The sequence below is a fragment of the Roseateles sp. GW821-FHT09B06 genome (genome assembly GCF_059418245.1).
Genome location: NZ_JBWKPM010000001.1, coordinates 150,399 through 175,033 on the forward strand (window position 1 = coordinate 150,399; position 24,635 = coordinate 175,033).

At 71.1% G+C, this 24,635-nt stretch carries 26 protein-coding genes; 21 read left to right on the forward strand and 5 right to left on the reverse strand.

All coding sequences use genetic code 11. From position 1 onward, the window contains the following. The first annotated feature begins 52 nt into the window (after positions 1 to 52). The 14 genes from AC07OQ_RS00770 (at position 53) to AC07OQ_RS00835 (ending at position 13,472) form a co-directional block, all read left to right on the forward strand. Positions 53 to 1,012, forward strand: a complete 960-nt coding sequence (locus tag AC07OQ_RS00770; RefSeq protein ID WP_495051375.1) for a tripartite tricarboxylate transporter substrate-binding protein — start codon at positions 53 to 55, stop codon at positions 1,010 to 1,012. Between the two features lie 20 nt (positions 1,013 to 1,032). Then, positions 1,033 to 1,584, forward strand: coding sequence for a VOC family protein (locus tag AC07OQ_RS00775; protein WP_495051167.1), 552 nt, complete (start codon positions 1,033 to 1,035; stop codon positions 1,582 to 1,584). A gap of 23 nt (positions 1,585 to 1,607) precedes the next feature. Then, positions 1,608 to 2,603: a fumarylacetoacetate hydrolase family protein gene (locus AC07OQ_RS00780; protein ID WP_495051168.1), complete on the forward strand. Its 996-nt coding sequence runs from the start codon at positions 1,608 to 1,610 to the stop codon at positions 2,601 to 2,603. 245 nt (positions 2,604 to 2,848) lie between these two features. Further along, a complete protein-coding gene (locus AC07OQ_RS00785; RefSeq protein ID WP_495051169.1) occupies positions 2,849 to 3,886 on the forward strand; it encodes a porin in 1,038 nt (345 codons plus the stop codon). A gap of 44 nt (positions 3,887 to 3,930) precedes the next feature. Continuing rightward, positions 3,931 to 4,452 carry a GlcG/HbpS family heme-binding protein gene (locus tag AC07OQ_RS00790; protein ID WP_495051170.1) on the forward strand — a complete coding sequence of 174 codons (522 nt, stop codon included), beginning with the start codon at positions 3,931 to 3,933 and terminating at the stop codon, positions 4,450 to 4,452. A gap of 36 nt (positions 4,453 to 4,488) precedes the next feature. Continuing rightward, entirely contained in the window at positions 4,489 to 5,658 is a 1,170-nt protein-coding gene (locus AC07OQ_RS00795) for an acetamidase/formamidase family protein (protein ID WP_495051171.1), read from the forward strand. A gap of 13 nt (positions 5,659 to 5,671) precedes the next feature. Next, positions 5,672 to 6,514 carry an ABC transporter ATP-binding protein gene (locus AC07OQ_RS00800; RefSeq protein ID WP_495051172.1) on the forward strand — a complete coding sequence of 281 codons (843 nt, stop codon included), beginning with the start codon at positions 5,672 to 5,674 and terminating at the stop codon, positions 6,512 to 6,514. Then, the gene (locus AC07OQ_RS00805; RefSeq protein WP_495051173.1) at positions 6,511 to 7,353 is read left to right on the forward strand and encodes an ABC transporter permease; all 843 of its coding nucleotides are present in this window, start codon (positions 6,511 to 6,513) and stop codon (positions 7,351 to 7,353) included. Before AC07OQ_RS00800 ends, AC07OQ_RS00805 begins: the two co-directional genes overlap by 4 nt. Before the next feature lie 16 nt (positions 7,354 to 7,369). Further along, positions 7,370 to 8,392 carry an ABC transporter substrate-binding protein gene (locus AC07OQ_RS00810; RefSeq protein ID WP_495051174.1) on the forward strand — a complete coding sequence of 341 codons (1,023 nt, stop codon included), beginning with the start codon at positions 7,370 to 7,372 and terminating at the stop codon, positions 8,390 to 8,392. 13 nt (positions 8,393 to 8,405) lie between these two features. Continuing rightward, a complete protein-coding gene (locus AC07OQ_RS00815) occupies positions 8,406 to 9,671 on the forward strand; it encodes an acetamidase/formamidase family protein (RefSeq protein ID WP_495051175.1) in 1,266 nt (421 codons plus the stop codon). Continuing rightward, complete coding sequence (locus tag AC07OQ_RS00820) at positions 9,668 to 10,000, forward strand: NIPSNAP family protein (protein ID WP_495051176.1); 333 nt, start codon at positions 9,668 to 9,670, stop codon at positions 9,998 to 10,000. Before AC07OQ_RS00815 ends, AC07OQ_RS00820 begins: the two co-directional genes overlap by 4 nt. Positions 10,001 to 10,105: 105 nt before the next feature. After that, on the forward strand, positions 10,106 to 10,564 hold the full coding sequence (locus tag AC07OQ_RS00825; protein ID WP_495051177.1) for a helix-turn-helix transcriptional regulator: 459 nt from the start codon (positions 10,106 to 10,108) through the stop codon (positions 10,562 to 10,564). Positions 10,565 to 10,599: 35 nt separating this feature from the next. After that, on the forward strand, positions 10,600 to 11,010 hold the full coding sequence (locus AC07OQ_RS00830) for a VOC family protein (RefSeq protein ID WP_495051178.1): 411 nt from the start codon (positions 10,600 to 10,602) through the stop codon (positions 11,008 to 11,010). A 62-nt stretch (positions 11,011 to 11,072) separates the two neighbouring features. Continuing rightward, the gene (locus AC07OQ_RS00835; RefSeq protein WP_495051179.1) at positions 11,073 to 13,472 is read left to right on the forward strand and encodes an ATP-binding cassette domain-containing protein; all 2,400 of its coding nucleotides are present in this window, start codon (positions 11,073 to 11,075) and stop codon (positions 13,470 to 13,472) included. A 42-nt stretch (positions 13,473 to 13,514) separates the two neighbouring features. Here the strand turns inward: AC07OQ_RS00835 and AC07OQ_RS00840 are convergent, their stop codons facing one another. Then, complete coding sequence (locus tag AC07OQ_RS00840) at positions 13,515 to 14,390, reverse strand: helix-turn-helix domain-containing protein (protein ID WP_495051180.1); 876 nt, start codon at positions 14,388 to 14,390, stop codon at positions 13,515 to 13,517. Positions 14,391 to 14,612: 222 nt separating this feature from the next. Between AC07OQ_RS00840 and AC07OQ_RS00845 the strand changes: the two genes are divergently transcribed. From AC07OQ_RS00845 to AC07OQ_RS00875, 7 genes are all read left to right on the forward strand, one after another. After that, a complete protein-coding gene (locus AC07OQ_RS00845; protein ID WP_495051181.1) occupies positions 14,613 to 15,371 on the forward strand; it encodes an alpha/beta fold hydrolase in 759 nt (252 codons plus the stop codon). A gap of 12 nt (positions 15,372 to 15,383) precedes the next feature. Then, complete coding sequence (locus AC07OQ_RS00850) at positions 15,384 to 16,268, forward strand: alpha/beta hydrolase (RefSeq protein ID WP_495051182.1); 885 nt, start codon at positions 15,384 to 15,386, stop codon at positions 16,266 to 16,268. After that, entirely contained in the window at positions 16,265 to 17,311 is a 1,047-nt protein-coding gene (locus AC07OQ_RS00855) for an Ldh family oxidoreductase (RefSeq protein WP_495051183.1), read from the forward strand. Before AC07OQ_RS00850 ends, AC07OQ_RS00855 begins: the two co-directional genes overlap by 4 nt. Before the next feature lie 182 nt (positions 17,312 to 17,493). Continuing rightward, positions 17,494 to 18,354 (forward strand): MlaE family ABC transporter permease, encoded by an 861-nt coding sequence (locus AC07OQ_RS00860; RefSeq protein WP_495051184.1) that lies wholly within the window; start codon positions 17,494 to 17,496, stop codon positions 18,352 to 18,354. A 26-nt stretch (positions 18,355 to 18,380) separates the two neighbouring features. Continuing rightward, the gene (locus AC07OQ_RS00865; protein WP_495051185.1) at positions 18,381 to 19,142 is read left to right on the forward strand and encodes an ABC transporter ATP-binding protein; all 762 of its coding nucleotides are present in this window, start codon (positions 18,381 to 18,383) and stop codon (positions 19,140 to 19,142) included. 55 nt (positions 19,143 to 19,197) lie between these two features. Then, positions 19,198 to 20,259, forward strand: coding sequence for an MlaD family protein (locus AC07OQ_RS00870; RefSeq protein ID WP_495051186.1), 1,062 nt, complete (start codon positions 19,198 to 19,200; stop codon positions 20,257 to 20,259). Then, positions 20,256 to 20,888, forward strand: a complete 633-nt coding sequence (locus tag AC07OQ_RS00875; protein WP_495051187.1) for a PqiC family protein — start codon at positions 20,256 to 20,258, stop codon at positions 20,886 to 20,888. The genes AC07OQ_RS00870 and AC07OQ_RS00875 overlap by 4 nt, the downstream gene beginning before the upstream one ends. Positions 20,889 to 20,893: 5 nt before the next feature. On the opposite strand, the gene eutC is transcribed toward AC07OQ_RS00875, so the two are convergent. The 4 genes from eutC to AC07OQ_RS00895 are packed head-to-tail and all read right to left on the reverse strand — an operon-like array spanning position 20,894 to position 24,588. After that, complete coding sequence (gene eutC, locus AC07OQ_RS00880) at positions 20,894 to 21,679, reverse strand: ethanolamine ammonia-lyase subunit EutC (RefSeq protein ID WP_495051188.1); 786 nt, start codon at positions 21,677 to 21,679, stop codon at positions 20,894 to 20,896. Then, complete coding sequence (locus AC07OQ_RS00885; protein ID WP_495051189.1) at positions 21,676 to 23,073, reverse strand: ethanolamine ammonia-lyase subunit EutB; 1,398 nt, start codon at positions 23,071 to 23,073, stop codon at positions 21,676 to 21,678. The genes eutC and AC07OQ_RS00885 overlap by 4 nt, the downstream gene beginning before the upstream one ends. A gap of 52 nt (positions 23,074 to 23,125) precedes the next feature. Further along, complete coding sequence (locus AC07OQ_RS00890; protein ID WP_495051190.1) at positions 23,126 to 24,001, reverse strand: EamA family transporter; 876 nt, start codon at positions 23,999 to 24,001, stop codon at positions 23,126 to 23,128. An 8-nt stretch (positions 24,002 to 24,009) separates the two neighbouring features. Further along, positions 24,010 to 24,588: a phosphonate degradation HD-domain oxygenase gene (locus AC07OQ_RS00895; RefSeq protein ID WP_495051191.1), complete on the reverse strand. Its 579-nt coding sequence runs from the start codon at positions 24,586 to 24,588 to the stop codon at positions 24,010 to 24,012. Positions 24,589 to 24,635 lie beyond the last annotated feature (47 nt).

Genomic DNA, 24,635 nt, shown 5'->3' on the forward strand with positions numbered 1-24,635 from the left:
GACTGGCCGCGACGCCATGCGGCGACTGCAACGGAGAGATGCCTTGACAACGATGTACTGCGCCGGCCGGCGTCTGCTGATCGCCGGTCTCGCGGCCCTGAGCCTGCTTCCCGCGGCTCGGGCCCAGCCTTATCCGGCCAAGCCGATCCGGCTGGTCGTGCCCTTCCCCGCCGGCGGCGCGCAGGACGTGCTGGCCCGGCTGATCGCCGAGCCGCTGGCCGCGCGGCTGAAGCAGCCGGTGATCGTCGAGAACCGCGCCGGCGCGGCCGGCAACCTGGGCGCGGACTTCCTCGCCAAGGCGCCGCCCGACGGCTACACGGTCGGCATCCTCAGCGGCGTGCACACCGCGAACTCGGCCTTCTACCGCCAGATCCCCTTCCAGCTGGAGAAGGACTTCGTGCCGGTGAAGGCGCTGGGCGATTCGGCCGTGCTGCTGGCGGCCTCGAAGACGGCGCCCTTCGCGACCATCCCGCAATTCCTTGCCCATGCCAAGGCCCATCCGGGCCAGGTGCAGTTGGGCAGCACCACCAGCCTGACCCTGGATCTGCTGAAGGTGCAGACCGGACTGGATCTGCAGCTGATCCCCTACAAGGGCGTCGGCGAGGCGCTGCAGGACCTGATGGGCGGGCGCCTGGACCTGGTGGCCGGGCCGGCGCTGCAGATGATCCCGCTGATCAAGCAGGGCCGCATCCGCGGCCTCGGCCTGGCCAGCACGAAGCGCGTCGCCGAGCTGCCCGGCGTGGCCAGCATCGGCGAGTTCGTGCCGGGCTACGAGGCCGGCATGTGGTACGGCCTGTTCGCGCCGGCCGGCACGCCGGCCGCGGCGGTCGAGACGCTGAACCGCGCGATCGGCGCGATCCTGAACCAGCCCGAGGTGCGCGAGAAGCTGGCGCTCCAGGGCATCGACGTCGCGTTCTCGACCGCCCCGCCCGAGGCCGTCCGCGAGCGCATCCAGACCGAGATCGCACGCTGGCGCCGCGTCGCCGCCAAGACCGGCAATTACGTCAACTGAAGCGCGAGGAGTCGCCCGCCATGCTCTGCAAGAAACTGCACCACGCCGCCTACCGCTGCCGCGACGCCCGCGCCACGGTGGACTTCTACACCCAGGTGCTGGGCCTGAAGTTCTCCCATGCGATGGGCGAGGACCATGTGCCGTCCACCGGCCAGTACAGCCCGCATATCCACATCTTCTTCGAGATGGAGGACGGCAGTTCGATCGCCTTCTTCGAATGCCCGCGCGATCCCGGCCAGATGCGCGATCTCGAGTCGCCCGACTGGATCCAGCATTTCGCCTTCGAGGTGGACAGCGTGGCCACGGTCATGGCCGAGCGCGAGCGCCTGCAGGCCCTGGGCCTGCCGGTCATCGGGCCGACCAACCACGACGACTTCATCACCTCGATCTATTTCTTCGACCCCTCGGGGCATCGGCTCGAGCTGACCGCGCGCACCGCCCCGCCCGAGCGCCATCGTGAGTTCGAGGCCGAGGCCTACCGGGTGCTGGAACTCTGGGAACGGACGCACGACTGGTCGCAGCGCGAGCGCGTCTTCGGCGCCCAGACCGGCTACGCCCGCCCCCACCCCTGATCATCAAGCACGGAAATCCAAACATGAAACTCGCCACCCTCAAGAACGGCAGCCGCGACGGCGCCCTGCTGGTCGTCAGCCAGGACCTGAGCCGCGCGGTCAGCGCCGCCGATATCGCCGCGACGATGCAAGCCGCGATCGACCAATGGAGCGATGTGCGCGACCGGCTCGACGCGCTGTACCGCCGGCTCAACGCCGGCGCGCTGCCCGAGTCCTTCGCGCTCGAGCGCGAGGCGCTGGATGCGCCGCTGCCGCGCGCCTACCAGTTTCTCGACGGCAGCGCCTACCCGGCCCATATGCGCGCGGTGCGCAAGGCCCGAGGCGCGGCGATGCCGACCGACTTCGACACCGTCCCCCTGCTCTACCAGGGCAACTCGGACCGTTTCCTGGCGGCCCATGAGCCGATCGAGTTCCTCGACGACGAGTCGCTGGGTATCGACTACGAGGCCGAGGTGGTGGTGGTCACCGACCGCGTGCCGCAGGGCACGACGCCCGAGCGGGCCAGGCGCCATGTGATCCTGCTGGGCCTGCTGAACGACACCTCGCTGCGCAACATCATCGCCAGCGAGATCCCGCGCGGCTTCGGCTTCATGCAGGGCAAGCCCTTCCGCACGCTGGGCCCGGTGTTCGTCACGCCCGACGAACTGGGCGCGGCCTGGGACGGGCGCTGGCTGGCCGGCACCTATATCTCCGAGGCGCGCGGCACGATGATCGGCACGCTGAATCCGGCCGAGGGCGCCAGCTTCGGCTATCACGAGCTGATCGCGCATGGCGCACGCACCCGCGATCTGTCGGCCGGCACCCTGCTCGGTCTGGGCGCGATTGCGGCGCCCGAGGGCGAGCGCAGCCGCGGCTGCGGCTGTCTGGCCGAGCTGCGCGCCCATGAACAGCTCGAGACCGGCCGGGCCGTGACGCCCTTCCTGCGCTTCGGCGACGAGGTGCGGCTGGAGATGTTCGACAGCACCGGCCTGAGCATCTTTGGCGCGATCCAGCAGCGGGTCGAGAAGATCGCCGGCTGAGGCGGCGCAAGCTCGGACAAAGCTCGGACAAAACGGTACGCCAGCGGCAATTCCGGTTCCGGCCCCCGCCCCCGCCGGCCCTAGCCTTGAGGTGTTCCCCAGCGGACCTGCGCCGCCGATGTTGGAGCACCGGCGCCACCCCCGCCGGTTCCAGACCCGACCCATCAGGCCGCGGTCGATGACAGGCAACACGAGCCGCACGGAGCGCCCCTGAGGCCTTTGTTTGCAACCCGGACCGGAGACATATGAAAAAGATCAAGCAGGCCCTCGCGGCCATCCCGATGGCCATGCTCGCCCTGGGCGCGCAGGCGCAGAGCAGCGTGACGATTTACGGCACCGCCGACCTCTTCGCGGGCGATGTCAAGAACCGCGGCGGCAGCGCGCCCCAGGGCCATGCCCAGGTGCTGAACTCCGGCGGCCTGACCACCTCCTACCTCGGCTTTCGCGGCAGCGAGGACCTGGGCGACGGCCTGAAGGCGGTGTTCAACCTCGAGTCCTATATGCGCATGGACACCGGCCAGATCGGCCGCAACGATGCCGACCCCTTCTGGGCCCGCCTGGCCGTCATCGGCCTGGAGTCCTCCTGGGGCGCGCTGACCCTGGGCCGCCATGTGACACCCTATTCGCTGGCGACGACCAATTTCACGCCCTTCGCCGGCTCGACCACCTTCGGCACCGCCTTCGGCCATGTCTTCCGCAACAACCTGCAGGGAAACACGCGCTTCAACAACTCGATCCGCTACCGCAGCCCGGGCTCGACCGGCCTCCTCGCCGACGCGGTCTGGTCCTTCGGCCAGGAGATCTCCGAGGGCCCCAACAAGCACCAGGAGCAGGGCTTCGACGGCACCCTGCGCTATGCCGGCGCGGGCTGGAGCGTCGTGGTCGGCACGCGCCTGATCGACCTGAACGCCAACAACAACGGCCGCGAGCAGAAGGCCTATATGGTCGGCGCCAGCTACGACTTCAAGCGGGTGCAGCTGTTCGCGCAGGTGCATGACATCGAGGAAAGCTTCAACAACGGCAGGCTCGACGTCCAGCGCCGCAGCTACGAGCTGGGCGCGGCGGTGCCGGTCGGCATCGGCGCGCTCTGGGCCACCTATGCGCGCTCGACCATCGACGACCGCAGCCCGACCACTTCGCCGCGCCGCACCGGCTGGGCGCTGGGCTACGACCATCCGCTGTCCAAGCGCACCGATCTCTATGCGGCCGCCTACAGCGACAAGTTCGAGTCGCCCAAGGTCGAGCAGCAGATCGTCGGCGTCGGCGTCCGGCATCGTTTTTAAGCAAGACCGCTAAGCAAGACCCGGCCCCGTCCAGGAGATCCACGATGAACGCCATTCGACACCTCGTCCTCGGTACCCTGCTCGCCGGCGGCGCCGCGGCGCAAGCGCAGCAGCCGCCGCTGCAGCCGGCCCTGCCGGCCGCCCATATCTCGCTGGAGCAGGCGACGAGGCTGATGCAGGCGGCGATCGAGTTCGCCAAGGCCGGCAAGGCCGGTATCTCGATCGTCGTGGTCGACTCGGCGGGCCATGTCGTGACCGGGGCACGCATGAACGGCGTGCCCTTCGGCAGCTTCGACGTGGCACGCGGCAAGGCGATCGCCAGCGTCGCCACCGGCGGCGTCGCGGGCCGCGAGCTGATGGAGCGCTACAAGGCCAACCCGATCGTGTTCGGCCAGATCAGCGCGCTGTCCTATGGCGGCCCGATGTTCCCCTCGCAGGGCTCGCTGCCGATCTTCGTCGACGGCGTGCTGATCGGCGCGGCCGGCGCCAGCGCGGCCTCCTCGCAGTTCGACGAGGACGCGGTGCGCGCCGGCATCAGGGCCATCGGCGCCAGCGAGACGCGCTGAAGCCCCCCCAAACAAGCACAGACAAGGTAGAACAAGATGGAGACACAACGCATCCTCGGTGCCGACGAGCAGGCCGCGAGCCTGGAACGCGGCGCGGCCCGCCTGGGCCTGAGCCGTCGCATGCTGCTGGGCAGCGGCATCGCGGCCGTGGCCTCGGCCTGCGCGGCGCCGCATCCCCAACCGCAAGGCGCCGCGCTCGCGCCCGCCCCCGCGGGCCGCACCCATGTGGTCGAGTGCAACCCCAGGACCGTGCGGGTCGGCGCGCTGGACCCGGCCGCCGAGCCGGCCGCGGTGATCGAGTCCGGCGACGTGGTCCATTACCCGAACACCTGGCTCAACTGGGCCAACGAGCCGCGCTACGGCATGAGCTTCGCCGAGCGCGAGCCGATCCGTAAACGCTATCCGGCCGGACCCTATTCGAACATCGGCCCGGTGGTCGTGCGCGGCGCCGAGCCCGGCGACCTGATCGAGATCCGCACCCTGAAGGCGCGGCCGATCGAATGGGGCTGGAACTCCTCGCCGGTCAATGTGGGCACGCTGCCGGAGGACTTCAAGCAGCCCTATCTGCAGTACTTCAAGTTCGGGCCGGATCGCCGGTCGGTCGAGTTCGCCCCCGGTATCCGCCTGGATCTGCATCCGGGCCAGGGCCTGTTCGCCACCCAGCCGCCCGGCGACAAGGCGGTCAGCGGCATCCTCAACGGGCCCTACGGCGGCAAGCTCGGGCTGCACGAGCTGGTCGAGGGCACGGCGCTGTTCCTGCCGGTGTTCCATGCCGGCGGCCGCGTCTGGACCGGCAACTCCCATGCGGTGCAGGGCGATGGCATGGTCAACCAGACCGCGCTGGAGACCGCGATGGAGGAGCTGCGCATCCAGTATGTGCTGCACAAGCGCCGCAGCGTGCAGCTGCCGATCGCCGAGACCGCGACGCATTGGATCGGCGTCGGCTTCGGCGCCACGCTGGACGACGCGCTGGTGCAATGCCTGCGCCATCTGCTGGACTGGTCGGCCCCGGCGCTGGAGATGTCGCGCGCCGAGGCCTATTCGCTGTTCAGCCTGGCCGGCAGCTTCCGCGTCACCAAGTTCGCGCGCCAGCTGCAGACGGTCTACACCAACAAGCCGCTGCAGACCATGCACGGCATGCTGCCCAAGGCCATCCTGTCGCCGCAGCTGCAGGCCCGGCTGTCGCAGTCGCTGCGCGCGGCCTGAGGGGAACGGTCGCATGAACACCGCCGTCGAACGCCCGTTTGCGCAGCTCGCCGAACCGAGCGCAGAAGCGGTCCCGCAGATCCGGATCGAGAACCTCGGCAAGCGGTTCGTCGAGCGCGGCCGGACCGTCGTCGCGCTGGAAGGCGTCAGCCTGGCGGTCGAGCGGGGGCAGTTCTGCTGCCTGGTCGGCCCCTCGGGCTGCGGCAAGACCACCTTGCTGCGCATCGTCGCGGGGCTGGAGACGCACAGCAGCGGCACCCTGCGACTGGCGCATTTCGAGCGCAGCAAGCCGCTGCTCTCGATGGTGTTCCAGGAGCAGTCGGTGTTCCCCTGGATGACGGTGGAGCGCAATGTCGAGTACGGGCTGCGCATGCGCGGCGTGGCGCGCGCCGAGCGCACCGAGGTCGTGCGGCACTACATCGACAAGGTCGGCCTGGGCGCCTTCCGTCACAGCTATCCGCACCAGCTCTCGGGCGGCATGAAGCAGCGCGTCTCGATCGCCCGCGCCTTCGCCAACGACCCCGAGATCCTGCTGATGGACGAGCCCTTCGCCGCGCTCGACGAGCAGAACAAGGCCCTGCTGCAGGAGGAGCTGCTGCGCATCTGGGAAGAGAGCAGGAAGACCGTGCTCTTCATCACCCATTCGATCGACGAGGCCCTGGTGCTGAGCGACCGGGCGCTGGTGATGACGGCGCGGCCCGGCCGGCTGAAGGCCGATGTCGCGGTCGGCCTGGAACGCCCGCGCGCCGCCTATGAGCTGCGCGCCAGCAGCGCCTATGCCCAGCTGAGCCGGCGCCTGTGGGCCGAACTGCGCGAAGAGGTGCTGCACGGCCGCGCACCCCAGGAGTTGTCATGAACCGGATCACCGCTTCCGCGCCCCTGATCGACGAGCGCCGGCCGGTCGCCCCGGCGACGCGGCGCGTCTCGCGGCGCATGCAGGAGCGCCTCGCCGCGCTGCTGGCGCCGCTGGCCCTGCTGCTGCTGTGGGAAGCCGCGGTGCGCGCCGGCGCGCTGGACGCGCGCTTCTTCCCGGCGCCCTCGCAGATCGTCGGCACCTTCTACGCGATGAGCGTCGAGGCTGCCTGGGAGCAGTCGCTGCCGCGCCATCTGCTGGTCAGCCTGTCGCGCGCGCTGATCGGCTTCGCGATCGGGGCCCTGCCCGCCATCGTGCTGGGCGCGGTGATGGGCCTGGTGCCGATCGTGCGCGCGGCGGTCCAGCCCCTGGTCGGCGCGCTGTTCCCGATCCCGAAGGTGGCGATCCTGCCGCTGCTGATGCTGATCTTCGGCATCGGCGAGGAATCGAAATGGGCCATCATCGCGGTCGGCGTGTTCTTCCAGGTGCTGATCGCCACGGCCGCCGGGGTCGCCAATATCGACGCGATCTACCTCGACGTCGGGCGCAATTTCCGCGCCGGCCGGCTGGCCCGCTACCTGACCATCGCCCTGCCCGGCGCCCTGCCGGTGATCTTCGCCGGCCTGCGCCTGGGCTGGGGCGCCGCGCTGCTGCTGCTGGTGACGGCCGAGATGGTGTCGAGCCAGTCGGGCATCGGCTTCATCATCTGGCGCGCCTGGCAGCTGCTGACGGTGGAGGACATGTATGTCGGCCTGGTCGCGATCGCGCTGACCGGCATCGCCAGCTTCGCCGCGCTTGACGCGCTGGAGCGCCGCCTGCTGCCCTGGAAGCAGCGTTCCTGACCCCCCGGAGCTCACGATGCCGCATTTGCCTCATTCCCCGCTGCGCCGCAGCCTGCTCGCGGCCGGCGCCGCCGCGCTCGCCCTGCCCCGGTCGCCCGCGCGGGCGCAGCCGCCGCAGAAGATCCGCGTCGGCATCATCGCCGCGATGTTCGACGCGATCTCGCTGATCGCCGCCGAGAAGGGCTATTTCCGCGAGCAGGGGCTGGACGTCGAGATCAAGGCCTTCCCGGGCTCGGGCGACGCCGCCCAGGCCCTGGCGATCGGCGCGCTGGAGGTGCTGGCCAGCGGCCCGAACCCGATGATCTTCAACTCGCGCCAGCGCCAGATCGACCTGACCATCGTCGCCAGCGCCGGCCAGCATTCGCCGGGCCATGGCTCGATCAGCTTCGTGCTGCGCCGCGACCTGGTCGAGTCTGGGCGCTACAGGACGCCGGCCGATCTGCGCGGCATGAAGATCGCGTCGGGCCTGGCCGCGCCCAGCAGCTGGTTCGTCTCGGAGCTGGCGCGCCAGCATGGCGTGGCGGAGAAGGAGTTCGAGATCGTCCAGCTGGGTCTGCCCAATGTCGTCGCCGGCATGGGCAACAAATCGATCGACGGCGGCTGCATCAACGAGCCGCATGCGACCCAGGTGCTCAAGCGCATCAACGGCGTGCGCGTGATGTCGATGGACCAGTTCCGGCCGAACTTCCCGAACGGCTATCTGCTCTACGGCGCCCAGCTCGCCAAGAAGAACCCCGAGGCCGGCCGGCGCTATCTGGTGGCCTATCTGCGCGCGCTGCGCGACTACCGCGAGGCCTTTCTGCTGCCCGGCGGCCGGGGCGTGGCCGAGATCGCCGCGCTGCTGAGGAAGCACAATATGGAGCTGAGCCCCGAGACGCCGATGCTGGACTTTCCGGCCGATGGCGCGCCCTCCTTCGTCGCGGTCGACGAACTGGTCGCCTGGCATCTGAGGATGGGCAATATCCGCCAGAAGCCCGACCTGGCGGCGCTGACCGACGACAGCTTCCGCCGGCACGCGCTGGCCCAGCTTGCACGCTGATCGGGCGAAGCTCATGGACCGCTACCTTCCCTATGCCTGCTGTGCCGGCCTGCGCCAATGCCTGCACCGCCTCGCCGCCGGGGCGCCCGCCGCCGTGCACGCCGAGGGCGTCGACCGGCTCGAGCTCGAGCGGATCGCGGACCGGCGCCGGACCCGGCTGGCCTCGCCCGACCGGCGCGCCGCCTTGGGCTGGGGCGGCGGTCTCGGCCTGGCGGCCCTGCTGCCGCTGACGGGCTGCGCGACCGGCATCGGCGGCTCGAGCGCGCCGGCGGCCGCCCCCCAGGGCCGCACCCATGTGCTGCCCTCGACGCAGCAGACCGTGCGGGTCGGCGCGATGGACCCGCACGCGCCGCCGGCCGTGAGCATCGATTCGGGCGATGTGGTCCATTACCCGAACACCTGGGTCAACTGGGCCAACGAGGCCAGGTACGGCATGGGCTTCGACGAGCGCGAGCCGATCCGCAGGCGCTATCCGGCCGGGCCCTATTCGCTGGTCGGGCCGGTGGCCTTGCGCGGCGCCGAGCCGGGCGACTGGATCGAATGCCGGATGCTGCGCCTCAAGCCGATCGAATGGGGCTGGAACAGCGCGCCGCTGGGCGTTGGCGCGCTGCCCGGCGAGTTCAAGAAGCCCTATCTGCAGTATTTCAGGTTCGACGCGGCGCGCACGCGCGCCGAGTTCAAGGACGGCATCGGCTACGCGCTGCAGCCGACCCAGGGCGTGATTGCGACGATGCCGGCCGGCGACCAGCCGGTCAGCGGCATCCTCAGCGGCCCCTGGGGCGGCAATATCGTGCTGCGCGAGCTGACCGAGGGGGCGGCCATCTTCCTGCCGGTGCTGCGCCCCGGCGGCCTGGTCTGGACCGGCGACTCGCATGCGGCCCAGGGCGACGGCGTGGTCAACCAGACCGCGATCGAGACCGCGATGGAGGATATGCGCATCCAGTTCGTGCTGCACAAGCGTGCGCCGTTGCGGAGCCTGCTGGTCGAGACCCCCACCCATTGGGTGCTGGTCGGCCATGGCGAGTCGCTGGAGAAGGCCCTGAGCGCCAGCCTGCTGAACACGATCGACTGGCTCTCGGCCGCCGCGGGGCTGGGGCGCGACGAGGCCTATTCGCTGATCAGCGTGGCCGGCAGCGTGCGCATCACCCAGTACTCGCACCAGACCGGCACGGTCTATGCCAATGTGCCGGCCAAGGGCGTGCACACCCTGGTCCCCAAGAGCGTGTTCGAGCCGGCCAAGGCGGCCGCGATCGCGCGCGCGACGCGGCGCCCGGCATGATCGTCGAACAGCGCATCTACAGCCTGGTGCCGGGCCGCTTGCCGGCCTTCCTGGCCGCCTACGAGCGGTTCGGCCTGCCGCTGCACCGCGAGATCTACCAGCGCCTGGTCGGCTACTACACCAGCGAGAGCGGCCTGCTGAACCAGGTCGTCCATCTCTGGGCCTTCGAGGACCATGCCGACCGCGCGGCGCGGCGCGCCAGGCTGCAGCGCGACCCGCGCTGGGCCGCCTATCTCGAGAAGGTACAGGGCATGGTGACGCAGCAGGAAAGCCGGCTGCTGGCGCCGACCGCCTGGTGCCCGGCCTGCCCCGCGCTGCCGGCCGCTTGATCTCGGCCCGCGAACGGCCGCCGCCGACCGGGCCGGCGATTGCTCGGCAGCGCCGTCGCGGTGAGGGGCTTGAGCGCTCCGGTGCGACATGGCAGGATCATGCCGATGACCATCAGACCCGCCGCAGCGCAGCAGCTGCGCGACCTCACGCGGCTGCGCCGCGTGCGTGACCGGATCGACCGGGAGTATGCGCAGCCCCTGGACGTCGAGGCGCTCGCCCGCGGCGTGCATATGTCGGCCGGGCACCTGAGCCGCCAGTTCCGGCTCGCCTATGGCGAGTCGGTCTATGCCTACCTGATGACGCGGCGCATCGAGCGCGCGATGGCCCTGCTGCGCCGCGGCGACCTCAGCGTCACCGAGGTCTGTTTCACGGTCGGCTGCGCGTCGCTGGGCACCTTCAGCACGCGCTTCGCCGAGCTGGTCGGGGTGCCGCCCGGCGTCTATCGGCGTCAGGCGGCGCAGGCGGCGCAGGCGATGGCGGGGCTGCCGTCCTGCGTGGCCAAACAGGTGACCCGACCGATCAGGAATCGAGAAGCGCCGGACGCCGAGCCCCAACTAGACTGAGCGTCACGGACCTCAGCCCTGATGGAGACTCAGCCATGGACCTCACCATTCACTCGACCTTCCTGCCCCATAGCGACCCGGAAGCATCGCTGGCCTTCTATCGCGACATCCTCGGCTTCGAGCTTCGCAACGATGTCGGCTACCAGGGGATGCGCTGGATCACGGTCGGCCCCGCCGGCCAGCCCGGCACCTCCATCGTCCTGTACCCACCGGCCGCCACCCCCGGCATCACCGAGGACGAGCGCCGCACCATCGCCGAGATGATGGCCAAGGGCACCTTCGCCACGCTGCTGCTGGCCAGCAAGGATCTCGACGCCACCTTCGAGCGCCTGCAGGCCGGCGACGCCGACATCGTCCAGGAACCGACCGAGCAGCCCTACGGGGTGCGCGACTGCGGCGTCCGCGATCCCGCGGGCAATATGCTGCGCATCCAGCAAGCGCGCTGAACCGGTCCGTCCATCGCTCGAATCTCTCAAATCTCTCAGAAGGGGGCACAGCAAGCATGAGCATGCGCAAGAAGACGCAGTCGTCGGCGCAGTCGCCGGCGCCGGCGCGACACGAGGCCGACCGCCACGACCTGATCCGCGTACGGGGCGCGCGCGCGAACAACCTCAAGGACCTCAGCATCGAGCTGCCGAAGCGCCGGCTGACGGTGTTCACCGGCGTCTCCGGATCGGGCAAGAGCTCGCTGGTGTTCGGCACGATCGCCGCGGAGTCGCAGCGCATGATCAACGAGACCTACAGCGCCTTCGTGCAGGGCTTCATGCCGACCCTGGCGCGGCCCGAGGTCGACGTGCTGGAAGGGCTGACGACCGCGATCATCGTCGATCAGGAACGGATGGGGGCCAACGCACGCTCGACGGTCGGCACCGCCACCGACGCCAACGCGATGCTGCGCATCCTCTTCAGCCGGATCGGCAGGCCGCATATCGGCCCGCCCAACGCGTTCGCCTTCAACGTCCCCTCGGTGCGGGCGGTCGGGGCGATCACGGTGGAACGCGGCGAGGGCAAGACCAAGACCGTCAAGCAGAGCTTCAACCGCAGCGGCGGCATGTGCCCGCGCTGCGAGGGCATGGGCAGCGTGACCGACATGGATCTGGCCCAGCTGTTTGATGCCGGCAAGTCGCTCAACGAGGGCGCGCTGACGATCCCCGGCTACAGCATGGACGGCTGGTTCGGCCGCATCTTCAAGGGCTGCGGCTTCTTCGACCCGGACAAGCCGATCGGCAAGTTCAGCAAGAGGGAACTGCACGACCTGCTCCACAAGGAGCCGACCAAGATCAAGGTCGACGGGATCAATCTGACCTACGAGGGGCTGATCCCGAAGATCCAGAAATCGATGCTGTCCAAGGACGTCGACACGCTGCAGCCCCATGTCCGCGCCTTCGTGGAGCGGGCCGTGACCTTCTCCACCTGCCCCGAATGCGCCGGCACGAGGCTCGGCGAGGCCGCCCGCTCCTCCCGGATCAAGAAGCTCAATATCGCCGACGCCTGCGCGCTGCAGATCAGCGAGCTGGCCGCCTGGGTCCGCGGCCTGAACGAGCCGTCGGTGGCGCCGCTGCTCGCCGCGCTGACGCATACGCTGGCCTCCTTCGTGGAGATCGGGCTGGGCTACCTCTCGCTGGACCGGCCGTCGGGCACGCTGTCGGGCGGCGAGGCCCAGCGCGTCAAGATGATCCGCCACCTCGGCTCCTCGCTGACCGACGTCACCTACGTCTTCGACGAACCCACCATCGGGCTGCATCCGCACGACATCCAGCGCATGAACGAGCTGCTGCTGCGGCTGCGCGACAAGGGCAACACGGTGCTGGTCGTGGAGCACAAGCCGGAGACGATTGCGATCGCCGACCATGTCGTCGACCTCGGCCCCGGCGCCGGTGCGGCGGGCGGCAGCGTCTGCTTCGAGGGCAGCGTCGAAGGCTTGCGGGCCAGCGGCACGCTCACCGGCCGCCATTTCGACGACCGGGCCGCCCCGAAGAAGGCGCTGCGCCGGCCCACCGGCCGGCTGGCGATCCGCGGCGCGGCGACGCACAACCTGCGCAATGTCGACGTCGACATCCCGCTCGGGGTGCTGGTCGTCGTCACCGGCGTTGCCGGCTCGGGCAAGAGCTCGCTGGTGCACGGGGCCATCCCCGCCGGCGCGGGCGTGGTGACCATCGACCAGGGCGCGATCAACGGCTCGCGCCGGAGCTACCCGGCGACCTACAGCGGGCTGCTCGACCCGATCCGCACGGCGTTCGCGAAGGCCAACGGCGTCAAGCCGGCGCTGTTCAGCGCCAACTCCGAGGGCGCCTGCCCCGGCTGCAACGGCGCCGGCGTCGTCTACACCGATCTGGCCATGATGGCCGGCGTCGCCAGCATCTGCGAGGAATGCGAGGGCAAACGCTTCCAGGCCGCGGTGCTGGACTACCGCCTGGCGGGGCGCGACATCAGCGAGGTGCTCGCGATGTCGGTGGCCGAGGCCAAGGAATTCTTCGGTGCCGGTGCGGCGCGCATACCGGCCGCGCACGCCATCCTCGAACGCCTGACCGACGTGGGCCTGGGCTACCTCGGCCTCGGCCAGCCGCTCACCACGCTGTCCGGCGGCGAGCGGCAGCGGCTCAAGCTGGCCACGCAGATGGCCGAGAAGGGCGGCATCTATGTCCTCGACGAGCCGAGCGCCGGCCTGCATCTCGCCGACGTCGAGCAACTGCTGGTCCTGCTCGACCGGCTCGTCGACGCCGGCAAATCGGTCATTGTCATCGAGCACCACCAGGCGGTCATGGCGCATGCCGACTGGATCATCGATCTCGGCCCCGGCGCCGGCCATGACGGCGGCCGGATCGTCTTCGAGGGCACGCCCGCCGAGCTCATCGAGGCCCGCTCCACCCTGACCGGTGAACATCTCGCGGCCTATGTAGGCGCCTGAGCCGGGCCCCGGCGGCCGGGAGGAACCGCATCGGAGCCGCGCTCAGCCCTGCGCCCGGCTCGGGCTTCTGTCGGGCTCCTCGCCCTCGGTGATCACGCCGCGCTTGAAGTCGCTGGGCGGCACGCCCATATGCTGGGCGAAGAAGCGCGCGAAATGGCTGGGCGCCGAGAAGCCCAGCTCGAAGGACACGTCGGCCACCGTCTTCTCGGTGCTGGCCAGCAGCTTGGTGGCGACCGCCATGCGCGCCCAGTCAAGGTACTGCTGCGGCGAGGCGCCGACGCAGGCCTTGAACTGCTCGAAGAAGCGCGAGCGCGACAGGCCCACGCGGCTGGCGATCTCGTCCAGGTTGGGGTTCGTCAGCGCGGCCTCGCGGATCAGGCCCAGCGAGCGCGAGATGCGCGCGTCCATCGGTCGGTCGCGCCGGTAGAAGGTCTTGCGCAGCTCGGGGTCCGCGTATTCGTCGGCCAGCATGACGACCAGCTCGCGCACCATCGGCTCGTAGGCGTTGTCGCCGAAGGCCGCGCCCGCATTCATGGTCGCGGCCAGTCGGTCGACCTGGGCGCGCACGCGCGGCGTCACCGCGACGCAGCCCTTGGAGAACAGCTTGACGATGGGCATGTCCTGCAGGTCCAGCGTCTGCGCCAGCCATTGCGGATCGGGCAGCACGGTCAGCACCAGGGTCGGGCCGCCGGCGCTGAGCAGCTTGGCATGCGGCAGCCAGGGATTGACCAGGATCGCGTTCGCTTCCTCGAGCCGGTGCTCCGACTTGCCGACCCTGAAGCCGGTCGGCGCGCCGCCGACCCAGAAGATGAAGTTGAACTCGAAATGGGCATGCTCGACCAGGGCGCGCTGCGTCGCATGGGTCGCCACGCGGCCGAAGCGGCCCTGCACCGCCGTCGAGGGCTGCGCGTCTTTCATCCTGCTTGTCTCCTCGCCGGCCCGGGGGCGGCGCTTGTCTTTGATGATGTTCGCGCCATTGTGCGCCCGGCCGTGCCGCGCTCGGGCGAGCGCGGCTGCGAAAAAGCAGACGATCCGGTAAGCCGGCGGAGCCCGCAAGCCTGCGCTTCGCCCGGGCCTCTCCTACATTGCGGCAACGGCCCGCGGACCGTCATCCTCTTCCGCACATCAAGGAGTTATTGCATGGCGTTTCCGATGCTTGTTGGGCAGGGCCCCATCCATGTCATCGCCCTTCACGGCTGGTTCGGCAGCGCCGGCGCCTGGCGGCCCTTCGCCGACGTGCTCGATCGCGCGCGCTTCACCTATGCCTTCCCCGACCATCGCGGCTACGGCGCGCGCATGGGCGAGGCCGGCGCCTACACGATGGAGGAGATCGCCGCGGACACGCTGGCGCTTGCCGATGAACTGGGCTGGGCGCGTTTCAGCCTGATCGGCCATTCGATGGGCGGCAAGGCGATCCAGCGCGTGCTGGCCGATGCGCCGCAGCGGGTCGAGCGCCTGGTTGCCGTCACGCCGGTGCCGGCCAGCGCCGTGCCCTTCGACGGCCCGAGCTGGGAGCTGTTCGCCAGCGCCGCGGCCAGCCGCGAGGCGCGCGCCGCCATCATCGATGCCAGCACCGGCCAACGCCTGTCCAAGGCCTGGATCGCGAGCAAGGTCGAGCATTCGCTGACCCGGTCCACGCCCGCGGCCTTCGGCGCCTATCTGCAGGCCTGGGCGCGCGGCGACTTCTCGGCCGAGATCGCCGGCCGGGCGGTGCCCATCCAGGTCATCATCGGCCAGCATGACGCCGGCCTGAACGAGGCGGCGATGCGCGCCACCTACCTGAGCAGCTATCCCAACGCCGAGCTGGAAATCCTGGCCAACGCCGGCCACTACCCGATGGACGAGACGCCGGTGGCCCTGGCCACGAGCGTCGAGCGCTTCCTGTCGCAAGGCCTCTGAGCGGGAATGACGATGATGATGGAACGATCGATCTCCTTCCCGTCCGACGGGCTCGAACTGGCCGGCGTGCTGCAACTGCCCGAGGGGCTGCGCCCCGGCGAGCGGCGGCCCGCCATCCTGCTGCTGCATGGCTTCGGCAGCAACAAGGACGATGGCATGGTGCGGCTGGCGAGCCGGCTGTTCGGCTCGCTGGGCTATATCACGCTGCGCTTCGACATGCGCGGCTGCGGCGCGAGCCAGGGCGAGCGCGCCCGCGTGATCTGCCTGGAGCAGGTGGCCGACACCTCGAATGCGGTGAGCTGGCTGCGCGCCCGGCCCGAGGTGGACGCCGAGGCCATCGCGGTGATGGGGCACAGCTTCGGCGCGGCGGTCGCGGTCTACACGGCCGGCCTCGACGCGCGCATCGCGGCCTGCATCTCCAGCGGCGGCTGGGGCGACGGCGCCAGCAAGTTCCGCCAGCAGCATGCCGCGCCCGAGGCCTGGGAGCGCTTCCAGCAGCTGCTGCGGCATGGGCGGCAGGAGCTGGCCGCGGGACGCTCGCTGAAGGTCTCGCGCTTCGATATCGTGCCGATCCCGCTCGAAATGCGCGCCAATCTGCCGAGCGGCTCCTTCATGGAGTTTCCCTTCGAGGTGGTGGACAGCATGGTCGGCTTCCGGCCCAACGAGGTCATCGGCCGCATCGCGCCGCGCCCGCTGCTGCTGCTGCATCCCGCGGTGGACTCGGTCACGCCGACCGAACAGTCGATCGAGATGTTCCGTCATGCCGGCATGCCGACCGATCTGCACCTGGTGTCCAATATCGACCACTTCATCTTCTCCGACGACAACGAGCTGGTGCTGAACCTGGTGCGCGACTGGCTGGCCAAGCATCTGCCGCTGGAAGCCCCCATGCCATGAGCAGCGAACCGATCCGGGTGGCCGAACCCGCCCTGCGCCGGCTGGCCGAGCGCATCCTGCAGGCCGCCGGCCTGCAGCCGGCCCATGCGGCGGACGTGGCCGAGATGCTGGTCTGGGCCGACGCGCGCGGCACCGATTCGCACGGCGTGTCCCGCCTGCCCTTCTATGTCGAGCTGCTGGCCAGCGGCCAGATGAACGGCGCGGCGCAGATCCAGCCGCTGCTGCGCCTGCCGGCCCTCAGCGTGCTGGAGGGCGATCGCTGCGCCGGCGGCGCCGGCATGAAGGCCGCCGCGCTCGAGGCCGTCGCGCTGGCGCGCCGCTCGGGCGTCGGCCTGTGCCTGTTGCGCGACACCACCCACACCGGCGCATTGGGCCACTACACCGCGCTGATCGCCGAGGCCGGCCTGGCCGGCATCGCCGCGGCCGCATCCGGCCCGAACATGGCCTACCACCAGGCCGCCGCCGCGGGGGTGTCGACCGCGCCGCTGTCGATCGCCGTGCCGCGCGGTCCGGGGCACGACCCGCTGCTGTTCGACATGGCCTCCGGCGCGGTGGCGCTGGGCAAGCTGCAGCAGGCCAGGGCCGAGGGCCGGCCGCTGCCGTCCGGCTGGGCGCTGGACGCGCAGGGGCGGCCGACCACCGATCCGGCCGCGGCCACGACGCCGCTGCCCCTGGGCGGAGCCAAGGGCTCCGGCCTGGCCCTGATGCTGGAGGCGCTGGCCAGCCTGCTGAGCGACAACCCGATCCTGGCCCCGGCGCTGGGCCTGCCGCCGGCGCGCCGACGCCATTACCAGAACGGTTTCGTCATCGCGCTGGACCTGGCCCAGATCACCGAGCCGGGCCGCTACTTCATGCAGGCCGAGGCCCTGGTCGAGGCGGTCAGGACGTTGCCGGCCCAGCCAGGGCAGGAGCTTCTGATGCCCGGCGAGCGGGGTTTCCGGCAAGCGCGGGCCAGCGCGCGCGAGGGCATCACCCTGCGCGCCGCCAACGCCGACGCCCTGCGACGGACGGCGCAGGCACTGGGGGTGGAGCTGCCTTGGTAAGGCGTCCGTAGTGCTCCCGGCCCCCGCCCGCTCGCCCGCCGTCGCGGGCCGAGGGTCGAAACTCCCTCCTTCGGGCTTCGATCCGGTGCCAATCCGGGCCAGCCCGGCGGCCGCCGCGTTGGCGCTGCCTCGAAACAAAAGCCTGTTGCCGCTGGCCCCGGACTCAGGCAGCATGGCGCCGCATGAGTTTGTCCTCAACGCCACCCAGGTCGGGCGCCCCGCCGCCCCTGCTCGTCCGCATCAGGCGCTCCCAGCGCCTGATGCGCATCGGCAACCGCGTGGCGGCCTGGTGGGAAGACGCCCGGCTGACCTGGCAGTTCGTCGGCGAGGTGCTGCAGGCCTGCGGCCGCCTGCTCGGCGGCCGGGCATTGATGCGGCGCTCCGACCTGGTCTGGCAGTTCGACCAGGCCGGTCCGCGCAGCGTGCTGATCGTCTCGGTGGTCAGCGGCCTGGTCGGCGTGATCCTGGCCTATATGGGCGCTGTGCAGCTGGAGCGCTTCGGCGCCCAGACCTTCATCGCCGATCTGGTGACGATCAGCGTGGTGCGCGAGGTGGCCGCGCTGATGGCCGGCATCATCCTGGCCGGCCGCATCGGCGCCGCCTATGCGGCCCAGCTGGGCAGCATGCAGGCCAACGAGGAGATCGACGCGCTGCGCGCGCTGGGGGGCGATCCGGTCGAGCATCTGGTGCTGCCGCGCCTGCTGGCTCTGCTGCTGGCCGCGCCCTTCCTGACCCTCTATGCGGCCCTGGTCGCGCTGCTGGCCGGCGCGCTGGTGGCGGTGAGCATCTTCGGCGTGACGCCGACCGAATTCATGACCCGCGCCTACCAGTCGCTGACCCTGAACCATGCGCTGATCGGCCTGGCCAAGGGCACGGTCTACTGCCTGCTGGTGGCGCTGGCCGGCTGCCGCCAGGGCCTGCATGCCGGGCGCAGCGCCCAGGCGGTGGGCCAGGCGGTGACGACCGCGGTGGTGCAGGCCATCGTCTGGATCGTCGTGGCCGCCTCGGCGATGACGGTGGCCTTCCAGAGGCTGGGCTGGTGATGCCGCGACACGCCGGGCATCCGGGCATGGGAAGGGACGACGACGAGGCCCCGGTGCGGGTCGAGGGCCTGACCATGGCCTACGGCCGCAAACTGGTGCAGCGCGATCTCAGCTTCGAGATCCGCCGCGGCGAGGTGCTGGCCATCATGGGCGGCAGCGGCTGCGGCAAGAGCACCCTGCTGCGCCATCTGATCGGCCTGCAGGCGCCGGCCGCCGGCTCGGTGCGCTATCAGGGGGAAGACATTCACAGCGAGGATGCGGCCGTGCAGGCCCGGCTGCGGCGCCGCTTCGGCGTGATGTTCCAGGCCGGCGCCCTGTGGAGTTCGATGAGCGTGGGGGAAAACGTGATGCTGCCGATGGAATTGTTCGGTGCGGGCGACGCCGCCGAGCGCGCGCGGCTGGCCCGTGCCAAGCTGGAGCTGGTGGGCCTGGGCGAGCAGTTCGACGCCGAGCCCGCCGCGCTGAGCGGAGGCATGAGGAAGCGCGCGGCGATCGCGCGCGCGCTGGCGCTGGACCCCGAGCTGATCTACCTGGACGAGCCCTCGGCCGGCCTGGATCCGCTGACCTCGGCGCGCCTGGACGAGCTGATCATGCATCTGCGCGACGACCTGGGGCGCACCGTCGTGATGGTCTCGCACGAGCTGGTCAGCATCTTCGCGGTGGCCGACCGCGCCCTCTTCCTGGACGCGCAAAGCAAGACCATGACCGCGCTCGACGCCCCGCAGCGCCTGCTGGAGCGGGGGCCGGAGCCGGTGCGCGAGTTCCTGCGCCGCGGGAGGCCCGCATGAGCCGCCGGGCCGTTCCCAAGGCGAGTGCCGAAGCGCGCGGCGCGGAGGTTTCCCGATGAGCCGCCGCGGCAATGCCACCCTGATCGGCGCCTTCGTCGTGCTGGGCCTGATCCTGGCCACCGCGGCGGTGATCGTGGTGGGCGGCGGCGAGCTGTTCGCGCGCCGCGAGCGCGTCGTGATGTATTTCAGCGGCTCCATCTACGGGCTGCAGGTCGGCGCGCCGGTGGTGTTCCGCGGCGTGCGCCTGGGCAATGTCAGCTCGATCGCCGTGGCCTACGACAAGCAGCGCGACGAGTTCTCGATTCCCGTGATGGCCGATATCGAGACCGAGGCGATCCGCGGCCTGGCCAACGGCAAGGCCGGCATGCCCATCCTGCCGGGCCTGGTGGAACGCGGGCTGCGCGCCCAGCTGTCGATGCAGAGCCTGCTGACCGGCCAGCTCTATGTCGACCTGGATCTGCGCCCCGACAAGCAGACGCAGCGCCGCGGCGGCGGCGCGGCCGGGCCGCTGGAGATTCCCACGGTGGCCACGACGATCCAGGAGATCAAGAACCAAATCGACGGCCTGGACATCCGGCGCCTGGTGGACGACGTGTCGGCCATCGCCGCCTCGGCACGCGGCATCGTCACCGACGACCAGCTGCGCGTGGCCCTGGGCGACCTGGCCGCCAGCGTGGCCAATCTGCGCAAGTTCAGCGAACAGCTGGACCGCCGCTTCGGACCGCTGGCCGAGTCGGCCGCGCGCGCCTCCGACAAGGTCGGCCAGGCGGCCGACAGCGTCAGCGCCACCGCCCAGCGCTTCTCCGGCACGGCGCAGCGCGCCGACGCCCTGCTGGCGCCCGACTCCCCGCTGGTGCGCGGCCTGCAGCAGACGGCCGAGCAGCTCTCGCAGCTGGCCTTGTCGCTGCGCCAGCAGACCGATGCGGAGTCGCCGCTGGTGCTGCAGCTCGACAACACCCTGCGCGATGTCTCGCGCGCGGCCCGCGCGCTGCGCGAGCTGGCCGAGCTGCTGGACCGCCGCCCCGACGCACTGCTGCGCGGCCGCCAGACGGCGCCGCCCGAGGCCGCACCGCAGGCGCCGCGCACCCCCGCCCCTGCCAAGGAGAAGGCGCCATGAGCCCTGCCCGCCCGGCCCTGTGCCGGCTGCTGCTGCCCGCCCTCGCCGCCCTTGCCGCCTTATGGCTGGCGGCCTGCGCCGGCGGCCCCGACATACCGCCGCGCTATTACCAGCTGCGCGTCGAGCCGCCCGAGGCGCCGCCCGAAGTGCCGCCCGCCGCAGGCGCCGCTGCGGAAGGGCTCTGGCAGCTGGTGCTGCCGGTGCGCATGCCGGAATACCTGGAGCGCAACGTGCTGTGGCTGCCCACGGGCAGCAGCGGCCTGCAGCAGATCGAGGGCCATCGCTGGGCCGAGCCGTTGAGCGAGGCGGTGCCGCGCATCGTCGGCAACGACCTGGGCCTGCTGCGCGGCCCCGGCCGGGTCTGGAGCGGCGGGCTGCCGGCCGGCGTGCAGGCGACGCGCCAGCTGCGCCTGGAGGTGCTGAGCCTGGAGGCTGCCGCCGACCGGCGCAGCGTGCTGCTGAACGCCCGCTGGACGCTCAGCGATCCCCAGGGCCAGGCGCCGCTGCTGCCGGGCCAGGCCCGCATCAGCGTGCCCGCCGAGGGCCCGGCGCCGGACCAGTTGGTGGCCGCCCATCGGCTGGCGCTGTGGCGCCTGGCGCAGCGCCTGGCGGCCATCGACGGCCGCTGACCGCACTATGACGCCTTGGGCGCCGGCCCCGCCGCGGCCGGCAGCACCGGCAGATCGCTCAGGTCCTTCAGCGCGACGCCGCTGCCGCCCAGGCGCAGCGCCGCGCGCGCCAGCCACAGCAGGCGGCGCGCCGCCTCCTCGGGTGGCATGCCATGCGCGCGCACATTGGAAATGCAGTTGCGTTCGGCGTCGACCCGGCCGACCCGCGGCCCGTGAGTGAGATAGAGGCCCAGGCTGTCGGCCGCGCTCAGCCCGGGACGCTCGCCGATCAGCATCAGCACCATGCGTGCGCCCAGGCGCTGGCCGATTTCGTCGCCCAGCGCCACGCGCGCCTGGGTGGCGATCACCGGCGGGCCGAGCCGCAGCTCGCCGGCGCGCTCGCGCAGCGCGCGCAGCAGGGCCGGGCCATAGCGCTGCACCGCCAGGGCCGACAGGCCGTCGGCCAGCACCGGCAGCAGCTCGATGCCGGCTTGCGGCGCCAGCGCCGCGGCACTGGCCGCATCGAGGCGCCGGCCCAGGTCGGGCCGCATCAGGTAGGTGCCACGGTCGGGCGCGGCGCTGCGCAGCAGCAGCGGCTCGGCAAAGCCGTCCCGGCGCAGCTGCGATCGCAGCGCGCCCACATCCAGCGGCAGATGCACGGCATCGCGCGCCAGCGCATGGTCGACGCCGAAGGCCAGCATGTCGCGCGTGCGCTGGGCGGCGCCGCTGCGGCCCAGCGCGATGCGCGCGCGGGTCAGCGCGCGCAGGTCGGCCCAGGCGGCGTCGCTGTGCTGCAGGTCTTGCTTGCTCATGCGGCGGACAGCAATGGGGCGCGCAGCCGCGCCAGCGCCGGATGCTGCGGGCCGACCGGCAGCAAGCGACCCGTCGCGTCGACCAGCCCCTGCGCCTCCAGCCAGGCCTGGAACTCCGGCGCGCGCCGCAGGCCCAGGGTCTGGCGCAGATACAGCGCGTCGTGGAAGGAGGTGCTCTGGTAGTTCAGCATGATGTCGTCGGCGCCCGGCACGCCCATCACGAAGCTGACGCCGGCCACGCCCAGCAGGGTCAGCAGATTGTCCATATCGTCCTGGTCGGCCTCGGCATGGTTGGTGTAGCAGACGTCGCAGCCCAGCGGCAGGCCCAGCAGCTTGCCGCAGAAATGATCCTCCAGGCCGGCGCGCAGGATCTGCTTGCCGTCGTACAGATACTCGGGGCCGATGAAGCCGACCACGGTATTGGTCAGCAGCGGCCTGAACTCGCGTGCCACCGCGTAGGCGCGCGCCTCGCAGGTCTGCTGGTCCACGCCATGGTGGGCCTGAGCCGACAGCGCGCTGCCCTGCCCGGTCTCGAAATACATCACGTTGTCGCCCAGCGTGCCGCGACCTTGCGCCAGCGCCGCCGCGCGCGCCTCGCGCAACAGGGCCAGGTCGATGCCGAAGCTCCTGTTGGCCTGCTCGGTGCCGGCCACCGACTGGAACACCAGGTCCACCGGCACGCCGCGCTCCATCAGCGCCAGGCTGTTGCTGACATGGGTCAGCACGCAGGCCTGGGTCGGAATCGCCAGCTGCCGGATCACGCGGTCCAGCAGGCGCAGCAGCTCCTCCAGCTGGACCAGGCTGTCGCTCACCGGGTTGACCCCGATCACCGCATCGCCGGCGCCATAGAGCAGGCCGTCGACGATGGAAGCCGCGATGCCGCGCAGATCGTCGGTCGGATGGTTGGGCTGCAGGCGCACGGCCAGATGGCCGGGCAGGCCGATGGTGTTGCGAAAGCGCGTGACGACCACGCATTTGCGCGCCACCGCGATCAGGTCCTGGTTGCGCATCAGCTTGCTGACCGCGGCCGCCATCTCGGGCGTCAGGCCCGGCGCCAGCGCCGCCAGCGCCGCGGCGTCGGCCGCCTCGGACAGCAGCCAGTCGCGGAAGTCGCCGACCGTCAGGTGCGCGACCGGCGCGAAGGCCGCGGCCGCGTGGCTGTCGACGATCAGCCGCGTCACCTCGTCGGCCTCGTAGGGGATCAGCGCCTCGGCGAGAAAGGTCTTCAGCGGCAGCTCGGCCAGCGCCAGGCGCGCCGCCATGCGCTCGGTGGCGCTGTCGGCCGCCAGGCCGGCCAATGCGTCGCCGGAGCGCGCCGGGCTGGCCTTGGCCAGCAGCGCGCGCAGATCGGCGAACTGCCAATTCACGCCGCCGAGAGTTTGTCGGTATGCCATGGCGCGAGCCTAGCGAATCGCGTGCCGGCGCGCCACCGCGATCGACAAGGTCTCAGCCCGCGCGCAGCGCCATGATGCCGGCCACGATGACCAGCGTGCCGGCCGCACGCTGCCAGCCGAAGCGCTCGCGCAGCAGCAGGGTGCCGATCAGCGCGGCGAACAGCACCGAGGTCTCGCGCAGCGCCGCCACCGTGGCCACCGGCGCATGCATCATGGCCCAGAGGGCGATGCCGTAGCTGCCCAGCGAGGCCGCGGTGCCGCCGGCGGCCGCCACCCAGCGCTCGCCCACATAGGCGCGCACCTCGGCCAGGCGCCGGCGCCGCTGCCACAGCACGATGCTCAGATAAGGCAGGCCGTCCAGCAGGAACAGCGCCGCCACATAGGAGGGCGCCGCGCCGTTGGCGCGCACGCCCAGGCCGTCCACCACGGTGTAGGCCGCGATGCAGACCGCATTGAACAGCGCGTAGCGGATCGCCTTGCGGCGGCGCTGCTCGTCGTCCGCCGCAGCGCCGCCGGCATTCGAGAAGCCCAACGCCAGCACGCCGGCGCAGATCGTCACGACGCCGGCCCAGGCCAGCGGCGACAGGCGCTCGTCCAGCAGCGCACCGCTGCCCAGCGCCACCAGCAGCGGTGCGCTGCCGCGCATCAGCGGGTAGGTCAGGCCCAGGTCGCCATGCTTGTAGGCGCCGGCCAGGGCGCTGTAGTAGCCGATATGGATCAGGGTCGAGGCGATCACATAGGGCCAGGCCACCGCCTTCGGCAGGCCGACCAGCAGCAGCAGCGGCAGCGCCAGCAAGGTGCCGATGCCGTGGATCAGCGCGGTGTTCAGCGCCTTGTCGGGCGCGGACTTGATCAGCGCGTTCCAGCCGGCGTGCAACAGAGCCCCCAGCAGCACGGCCAGCAGCACCGGCGCGGTGATGTCCCCCATCGCTCCCATCAGGCCGGCGCCGGCGCCAGCGCGCAGCGGCGCGCCAGCGCCAGGTAATGCGCCAGCGGCGGCGTCTCCAGGTCCGGCTGCTTGGCCAGGTCGTCCCACAGGCGCAGGCGCACCGCATCCTGGGCATGGGGCCGGGCGATGAAGGCGGCGGCCTGCGCGGGCGTGAAGATGCCGCCCTGCAGTTCGAGGCTGCGGCGCGAGTCCTCCGAGAGGCTGGCGTGATAGTGCGGCCGCTCGGCGCAGAGCCAGCGCTTGGCGTCCACATGGCCGGCGATGGCCTGCAGCACGCGCTCGGAGAACAGGCCGCGCAGGAAGGGAATGACCTTGTACTGATGCAGATCGTCGATGCCCTGCAGGGTCGGCGTATCGTCATGCCGGCCCGGTGCGCCGGGCGCATCGAGCAGATGCCCCAGGTCGTGCAGCAACGCGGCGACGACCAGCTCGTCGTCCGCACCCGAGGCCTCGGCCAGCAGGGCCGACTGCAGCGCATGCTCCAGCTGGGTCACGGGCTCGCCGCTGTACTGGGCATGGCCGTGGCGGCACAGCAGGATTTCGATGTCTTCCAGGGTCAGGGCCATGGCGGCGGCTCCTCGTGCTTCGATCGGGTTTCGATCGGTATTGGGTC